This is a genomic window from Longimonas sp. (genome assembly GCF_040409695.1).
Lineage (GTDB): Bacteria > Bacteroidota > Rhodothermia > Rhodothermales > Salinibacteraceae > Longimonas.
On record NZ_JARWGJ010000119.1, the window covers coordinates 1 to 8,092 of the forward strand.

The window sequence follows — 8,092 nt, forward strand, 5'->3', positions numbered from 1 at the left end:
CGCATCCCTTCATGGGCCAATCGCTCGGCCACAGCGTAGCCGAGTCCGGCACTGGCGCCGGCCACAAACGCGACGTGATCGGTGAGTCCAAGATCCATTACGACTGTAGAATGTCTTTCAGAACGATATAAAAAGCGATGGTTACCGCTCCACCTGCTCGTCGAGGTTGTAGCGCTTGCGCTTGTCCCAGAGCGTTTTCTTAGAGATACCGAGTGAGTCTGCGATCTTGGCATAGCTGTCCTCTCGCGTCTGCAGCGTACGGAGGATGTATGCCTTTTCCAGATCCTCGATGGTACGTCCGAGTGGAAACTGAAACGCCCCGGCCGTGCCAAATACGTCTCCAATCTGGCTGGGCGGTGCCAGCGTCAGGTCTTCGGCGTCGATGGTGTCGCCCTGCGCAAAGATCATAGCACGCTCCAGCACGTTACGAAGCTCACGCACGTTGCCGGGCCACATGTGCTCAAGCATCTTCTCTTGTGCTGCCTCGGTAAGGCCCGTGATGGAGCGTTTTAGCTCGTTGTTAAAGCGCGTGATAAGCGAATCCGCAATACGCAGCACATCGCGCTCCATATGGCGCAGCGCAGGCATCTTTACGTTCACCACGTTGATGCGGAAGAAAAGGTCTTTGCGAAACTCTTTTTCTTTGACGCTGGATTCGAGGTTGGCATTGGTCGCACACAGCACACGTGTGTTCACGGTGCGGTCTTCCACGCCACCAAGGCGCCGAAACGTGCGACTCTCCAGAAACGAGAGCAGCTTCGCCTGCAGCGCGAGGCTCATCGAGTCGATCTCGTCGAGGAAGAGCGTTCCTCCATCAGCAATCTCGAACATGCCCGGCTTGGCGGTGCGCGCATCGGTGAAGGCCCCCTTCTCGTACCCGAACAGCTCCGCCTCCAGCAGATTATCAGGCAGGGCCGCACAGTTGATTTCGGTAAACGGCTTGCGCGAGCGCGCCGAGTTGTAGTGTAGCGTCTGGGCTGCCAGATTCTTGCCCGTACCGGTTTCGCCAGAGAACAGCACGGTCGTGTTGGAAGCGCCAGTTAGCGTCTGGATCGTCTCGCGCACCTGCACGATCGGGTCGCTCTCGCCGAGGATACCCGAAATTGGGTACTCAGCCTGCTGCTTTTCTTTGATCTCTTCAAGCTCTTGCTGCGCCCCATACAGCCGGATGGCCTTGTAGATCAGCGCCCGCATCTCTTCGAGGTTGACGGGCTTCTGCAGGTAATGAAAGGCCCCCTGACGCATCGCCTCAACGGCGGTCTGCACCGACGAGTGCGCTGTCATGATAATGACCGGAACGCTCGGCGCCCGATCATTGAGCGCATCCAGCAGTTCAACCCCTGTCATCTGCGGCATCATCATATCCGCAAGGATAACGTCGGGCAACCGGTCTTCGTCGAGCTGATCCAGCATGCTGACCGGATTCACAAAGGCCTCGACCTCGTATCCGTCTCGGGCCAATACATTGGAAAATAATGTTCCTATTTTGGGCTCGTCGTCAACGACAAAGATACGCTCTTGCATGGCTCACTCGCTAATATGGAAAGAAGAAAGCACCCATCAGGAATCGATTACCTCTTATCGGCACTGCGCGCGTTTCACACCGTGTATAGATGCTGAAAAGTTTACCTCTTTATATTGCTATTGTTCAGAACTATGAGAGTTTTTTTCCGCTTCCGTGTATTTAATCCCTTGGCGCATGTATGGGTGCTCCTCTCCTTCCTACTGGTATGCGCCGGATGTACCGACCCAGAGCCCAGCACTTCACCGTTAACAGATGCCCTCGACCGTTCGGTCGTGGTACCCGATACGGTGACCCGCGTCGTTCCACTGGCTCCCAATCTCACCGAACTCACCGTTGCCGCGGGGGGCGGCGATCGCCTCGCGGCCGTTACCGTGTCTGACGACTTCCCTCCCGCGATCGTCGATCCGCTGCCCCGGGTGCAGACGCTGCCCGTCGACTACGAGGCGATTGTAGGACACGACCCCGACCTGGTCCTGGCCACCGACCAGGTCAACACGCCCGACGATGCTGCCCCGCTTCAGCAGATGGACGTCCCGGTCTACTTCTTCTCGTTCAACGCGGTCACTGACATTTTTGAAGGGATTCGCACGCTGGGCACGTTGCTCGGCACCTCATCTCAGGCAGAGGCCGCTGCCGACCGTCTTACGTCAGCGCTCGACACGCTCCGGGCCCGCACTGCGTCTCGCGATGCCCCACGCGTGCTGGTGCTGGTAGGCGACGAAACCCTGTATGCGTTTGGCGGACCGAGCTACGTAAACACGCTCGTCGAAGCCGCAGGTGGGCGAAGTGTGACGGATCATTTCGAGACGGCCGCGCCAACGCTCAGCGAGGAGTTCGTGCTGGATGCCGCCCCCGACGTGATCATCGGGCTCTTTGGCGACGACTACGACACCCGCCAACTCGCGCGCCTGCATCCCACCTGGGACGTTGTGCCAGCTATCCAAACAGGACGTGTGTACTCTATCTCTCCAGACCTGGTATCGCGACCCGGACCGCGCGTCGTGCAGGGCGCGTATCGCATCGCGGCCTTGTTGCATCCCGACCTCGACCTGCCTGCCCCACCCGCCCTGATTGAGTAGACTCTTCTCTTCCCCTTTTACACGTTTTATGCGCACTGCGCTGCTTTCGCTTGGACTGCTTGGGGCTCTTTTGGTTACCGTTGGTGCGGCGCTTTCGTTTGGCAGCGCTGCCGTTTCGTTTGCCGATGCTTACCACGTTGTAGCCTACCGTGTGGCCGATGGATTCGGGGCCTCGTCGCCGCTTGATGTTCCGGATCCCATCGCGGAGCGCGTGGTGTGGCACCTGCGCCTGCCCCGCGTGCTACTGGCGCTGCTGGTGGGGGGCGGACTCAGCGTGATCGGTGTGGCGATGCAGGCGCTGGTGCGCAACCCGCTTGCGGAGCCGTACATTCTGGGGATCTCCAGCGGCGCCTCGGCCGGCGCCTCGCTCTTCTATCTCGGGTTTCTACCGCCGCTGCTCGGACAAGCGCTCTCCATGCCGCTCGCTGCATTCTTGGGCGGCCTGCTCTCCATCACGATCGTCTACCTAGTTGCGTACACCGGCTCGCGGCTCAGCGTAGCCCGGCTGCTGCTGGCGGGCGTCGCCATGTCGGCTCTGATGGCGTCGGTCACCTCGTTCATCACGTTCTCCTCGCCCGATCCAGGTAAGCTACGCGCCGTCCTCTTCTGGCTCCTGGGCTCGCTCAGCGGCACGCAGTGGACCGACCTGGTCTGGCCCTTCGTTACCACCGCATCTGGCAGCGTGCTCCTCTTTGTGCTTGCGCGTCCGCTCGATGCTATGCTGATCGGGGAAGAGTCGGCGTACCACCTGGGCATTCCTGTGGAGGCGCTGAAGCGGCTGCTGATCGGACTGGCAGCGCTCGTAACGGGGGCCCTGGTCGCGGTGGCTGGGGCTATTGGATTCGTAGGGCTCATCATCCCCCATGCCGTGCGGCTACTGATTGGCGTGTCTCATCGCCGCGTGGTGCCGGTTGCGTTCATCGGAGGGGCGCTCTTTCTGGCGTGGGCCGACCTCGCCGCGCGCACGCTGCTGCCCGAGCAGGAGCTGCCCGTTGGCATCCTGACCGCGCTGTGTGGCGTGCCGTTCTTCCTCGCCTTGCTCCGCCGCGGCTCATATGGATTTGGGGCTCCGTAGGTCGTCCTTGTCTTGTTCTGACACAGCTTCTGCCCCCCTACTCCTCTTCCAGCGCCTCGAAGTACCGCCGGATCAGCGCCTCGTAATCGGGGCTATACCCGCCTTCCATCGCATCCAGCAGGCCCTGTCGCAGGATGTCGGCGGCGTCTTCAGGGGGGAGTTCATCGGGCGAGGCGCGGCGCTCAAAGTCGGTGACGGCGTCGCCTTCGCGGTCGTCGCTCTGGCCCTGGGCCTGCAGAGCACGCTGCGCCTCCAGCATACGGGATACGATACGCTGCTGCCGGTCGAGCAGGTCACGCTCGTTGCGCGGGTTCTCCAAGTCGCGAAGCGACTGCTCCATCTCGTCAGCGATGCGGTCCAGATCGCCCATCAGCTGGTCGGCAGCGTCTTCTTCGTTGAGGCTGCGTAGCGCCTCCTGCAGACGCTGCTGTTCGGCAGCGATCTGCTCGCGGCGCGCTTCCTCGTCAACGCTCAGGCGCTCGCCCGCCACGTTCTGCAGGTGCTCCTGCAGGGCGCGATTCAGCGACTGCTGGTCGCCGGTCATCTCTTGCATCTGCTGGATCATCTGATCCATCGACATGCCGCCCTCGCCGCCCCCGCTGCCATCCATCTGGTCGAGCACCTCAGAGAGCAGCAGCGCCAGCTCGTTCAGGTGCGTCATGGCCTGGGTCTGTTGCGGACGTGCGCGGTGGCCCTGGCGTTCGTCAAGATGCTGCACGGCTTCTTGCATCGCGTTTAGCCCAGCGCCGAGCCGGTCGCGCACCACCCGCGACAGCTGAGGCGTGTTGCGGGCTACAGCCGACAGCGAGTCGCCAACCGACTGCAGTCCGGTGCGCAGGCGCTGCTGATCTCCGACGAGCGTGCGTAGCTGCGCGCCATCCGACGCAAACTGCCCGACCTCGCTGCGCAGGCGCTCCTGTTCATTAGAGAGCCACAGCGTATTTTCAAGAGCGTACCAGATAGCCGCCGCGTTGATGTCGGATTGCTGCTGGCTCATGCCCTCCTGCATCTGGCTGAGCGAGGACGACATGTCACCGAGTCCGTCGCTGGCCTGCTGCTGGGCATCCTGTGCGGGCTGCCAGTCTTGCTGCTGGAGCGCTTCGGCCGCCGCCTCCATCTGATCCTGAATGCCGGCTTCTTCCATACGCTCGCGCATCGCCTCCAGATCGTCTGTGGGTGCCCCCTGGGTGTCCTCGAAGTTTGCGGCCAGCTCATCGAGAGCCTGCTCCAGCGCATCCATCTCCTGCTGCAGGTCACCCTGGCGACGACTCAGATCGGCAGACGCCTCGGGGGCGGTGTCCATTTCAGTATCCGTTTCGGCCTCCGAACTGGCGGCTGCGTCGTGCTCGGCAGCCTCCGTATCCTCAAGAAGCGCCTGCTGCTGCTCGCTCAGCTGCTGTGCGCGGTCGCTCATCTCGTCGAGCTTCTGCTGCGTGCGCAGCCGCTTAAAAAGCTCCATAGCACGCTCCAACCGCTCCTGGTAGTCCTGCATCTGGTCGTCAACATTTGACATCGCCTCCTGCATGTCGCGAAAGTCCATCGACTCCATGGCGTCTTGCAGGTCGCGAAGCGCCTGCTGCAGTTCCGGGTCGTCGATCTCGCTTACAATGTCTTGCAGCTCGCGATACATCTGCTGCGTCTCTTCGCGGGCGAGCCCGTCGCGCTCCATCTGACGGGTTGCTTCTTCAAGCTGACGAGCCGCCTGTTCGACCTGCTCGCTCATAGCTTGCTGCTGCTCGCTCAGCTGCTCGGCGGCCGACCGGTCCTCCCACGAGGCTTCCTGCGTGCGACGCACCTCGTCGCGGAGCTGCTCGAACTGCTGCTGCATCGCGCTCGAACGCTCGCGCACCTCGTTCAACGCCCGTTCGGTGTCGTCCTGCGAGCGATCGAGATCGGCGTAGCGGTCGGCGGCGGTGGGCATGCGCAGCCGGCGCGTCGGGGTTTCTGCGGACTTGAATCCGGCGTAGGCGTCATTATCTTGCACCTCGGCGTAGTACACGACCTCGTCGCCCGGCAGCAGGTCGAGTCCGCTGTCTTGCACGAGCATCCAGGTATGTGCAACGCGCTGGTCGGTGTTGCGCGGCTCGCTCAGCGGAATGTCGAACGATTCGTAGGGAGCGTCGCTGTCGTCGCCGTTGTCCATGCGGTAGTGGATGCGGAGGCGCGAGAATCCAAAGTCGTCGCGCAGCCGAAGCTGCAGGTCGGCGACCCGGTCGGAGCCAAGGTTCGCGCGAGCCTCAGGCGCCTCAAACTCAACACGGGGGGGCTGGTCGGCCCGCGCCTGCACCTCGTAGCGCACCGGGTCGGGGTTTGCTACGCCGTCGTCATTGCGCAGGTGGATGCGATACGTAGTCGACCGGTCGACGGTAAAGCCGCCGGTTGCCGTACCGTCGTCAACCTCAAGCGGACGTTCGCTTCCATCTTCGAAGCGTACCACGGCTTCGGTGATGGGTCCGCCTCCGAGGCGCAGGGTGAGCTCCACGTTGCTTCCTCGCAGCGCAGTCACGTCGCCCCGATTGGGCGACAGCTGCTCTGCTGCTCGGTTGGTATACGCCGGCGGAGTGACCACAGCCTGCAGTCCGCGCACCACAGGCCGGGCAGCTACGTCGACGGTGTAGTAGGATGAGCTGGTCTGCGGGGTGCGCACGCGGTAGGTGAACCCTTCGCGGACATTCGGCAGGTTGAGCGTCCATGTGTTCTCGTCGCTCTGGGCGGTCATGCGCTGCGTACGAAGGCCATCGGGCGTATCCATCTCCACCATGACTTCCTCGGGTCGGGTCGCGTCGATGCGATCCACAAGGCGGGCCTCTATAGACAGCTCTTCGCCCTGCACACGCTCGACATCTCCTGGCTGCACCTGGAGCGCGTACGGCGCCGGACGCTCAAACGAGGTACCGGGGGCGAACAGACGCGCCGAGGCATCAGGTAGCACGGTCCAGCCAATGGCGACGGCGAGCGCGGGAAGCAGCAGCCAGGGCAGCGCATGGCGCACGCGGTCTGCATCCACAAGCGCATCAAACGACTGCGCGTCGAGCGCTTCGCTGAGCTGCTGAACAGCGGTGGTACGCACAGCAGCCGGCGCGTGGCTGGTGCGCCCCGCATCCAACTGAAACAGCGTGACGAGGCGGTCGGCAATGGCTGGCGTGACGCGTCCAACCGTGCGAGCAAGGGTTTCGTCGGAAGGAAGGGGCCAGATGTTCACCCATTGCAATAACGGCGGCACGACGCGGGCGCCCAGGTAGAATCCACCCCCAAGCACCGCGCTGCTCAGCAGCACAACCCGTACCGCCGCCGGCATCCAGATCAATGCCTCCAGCAGAAGAAACGCCAGAATCGCTCCACCCCCAACCGCGAGCGTCCAGAAGAGCCGGGCAACAGCTTGCAGCAATGCATCGCGACGGTATGCACGGCGTAAGCGACCGCGTAGCGTGGCAACAGAGGCATCAGGATGGTCCATGGGTACTCCACTCGTGTACAGTTCGTGTATCTATTGTTAAGGTACCTTGCCCCGTGGAGGGGTGTTTCTGTGGGGCGCTATACATCTTTTGCAGAAGTTTTGTAAGGGGTTTGCAGCGGCCCTTAGCACAGGATCGGGCGCATCTCCTATTCGGACGCGCTCTATTCGAACGCGCTCTGTGCACGAACACGTGAAAAACACGCTGAAATGTTCTGGCCGATTCGACACCTTACAGGCCTTATGTGTATAGTGTGTCTGAGCGTATATCTATTGTCTTCGACGACCTGCTTACTATGCCTTCCCCCCCGCTGCTCTCTCGCTCCATTCTTTTCAGCGCGCTGGCGCTGCTGATTGTCTTTTCGGGATGCCGCACGTACGGCGGCCACGACTCTGAGGAGCGCACCTACGCGCAGATGCAGCAGGCCAACGAACGATTTGCCAGCGACCTGTCGCGTGCCGAGGGCGACCTTGAGGATCTGCAAGACGCCGCCCGAACCAACGACGTTCTGCAGCCCCTGGCCGAGCGTTTCGAGACGATTCTCGAGCAGCACCGCGAGCATCTCGACACCCACCGCGATGTGGAGGCCTCGCTGAGCCCGTCGACCGACTACCGCACGCTGAGCCGGCAGTACCGCCGCATCATTACAGAGCAGCGGATGGTGCGGCAGGCGTATCGTCTTACGACCGAGCGCGTGTACGCGGTCGTCACCGATGGCGATGTGCCCACGCAGGTCATGCGCGAAGCCGAAGCCTACACCGAGCCGCTGATCTACCGCCAGCAGCGCAACGCCGAGCCCCTTTCGATGCGCGACGCGCTGGCCGGACGCCGATAAGATCGCCCTCGACGGGTGCAACTACTTCCCAGAGCCTGTTTTGATTTCTTAATTTGGGCACCCCAGGAGTACTTCCTCCCTGCGGTCGGGGCGCTGCGAGCGGCTCCGCTGGGCTGCAAATTG

At 62.4% G+C, this 8,092-nt stretch carries 5 protein-coding genes; 3 read left to right on the forward strand and 2 right to left on the reverse strand.

Features of this window, described 5'->3' with window-relative positions:
• Window positions 1–141: 141 nt before the first annotated feature.
• On the reverse strand, window positions 142–1,524 hold the full coding sequence (locus PPP56_RS07490) for a sigma-54-dependent transcriptional regulator (RefSeq protein WP_353563418.1): 1,383 nt from the start codon (window positions 1,522–1,524) through the stop codon (window positions 142–144).
• A gap of 132 nt (window positions 1,525–1,656) precedes the next feature.
• Between PPP56_RS07490 and PPP56_RS07495 the strand changes: the two genes are divergently transcribed.
• Together PPP56_RS07495 and PPP56_RS07500 are read left to right on the forward strand one after the other, a co-directional pair.
• Window positions 1,657–2,604, forward strand: a complete 948-nt coding sequence (locus PPP56_RS07495) for an ABC transporter substrate-binding protein (protein WP_353563419.1) — start codon at window positions 1,657–1,659, stop codon at window positions 2,602–2,604.
• A gap of 28 nt (window positions 2,605–2,632) precedes the next feature.
• Window positions 2,633–3,679: a FecCD family ABC transporter permease gene (locus PPP56_RS07500; protein ID WP_353563420.1), complete on the forward strand. Its 1,047-nt coding sequence runs from the start codon at window positions 2,633–2,635 to the stop codon at window positions 3,677–3,679.
• Between the two features lie 37 nt (window positions 3,680–3,716).
• Here the strand turns inward: PPP56_RS07500 and PPP56_RS07505 are convergent, their stop codons facing one another.
• Window positions 3,717–7,136 (reverse strand): DUF4175 family protein, encoded by a 3,420-nt coding sequence (locus PPP56_RS07505; protein ID WP_353563421.1) that lies wholly within the window; start codon window positions 7,134–7,136, stop codon window positions 3,717–3,719.
• A gap of 293 nt (window positions 7,137–7,429) precedes the next feature.
• Between PPP56_RS07505 and PPP56_RS07510 the strand changes: the two genes are divergently transcribed.
• Window positions 7,430–7,969 (forward strand): hypothetical protein, encoded by a 540-nt coding sequence (locus tag PPP56_RS07510; protein ID WP_353563422.1) that lies wholly within the window; start codon window positions 7,430–7,432, stop codon window positions 7,967–7,969.
• Window positions 7,970–8,092 lie beyond the last annotated feature (123 nt).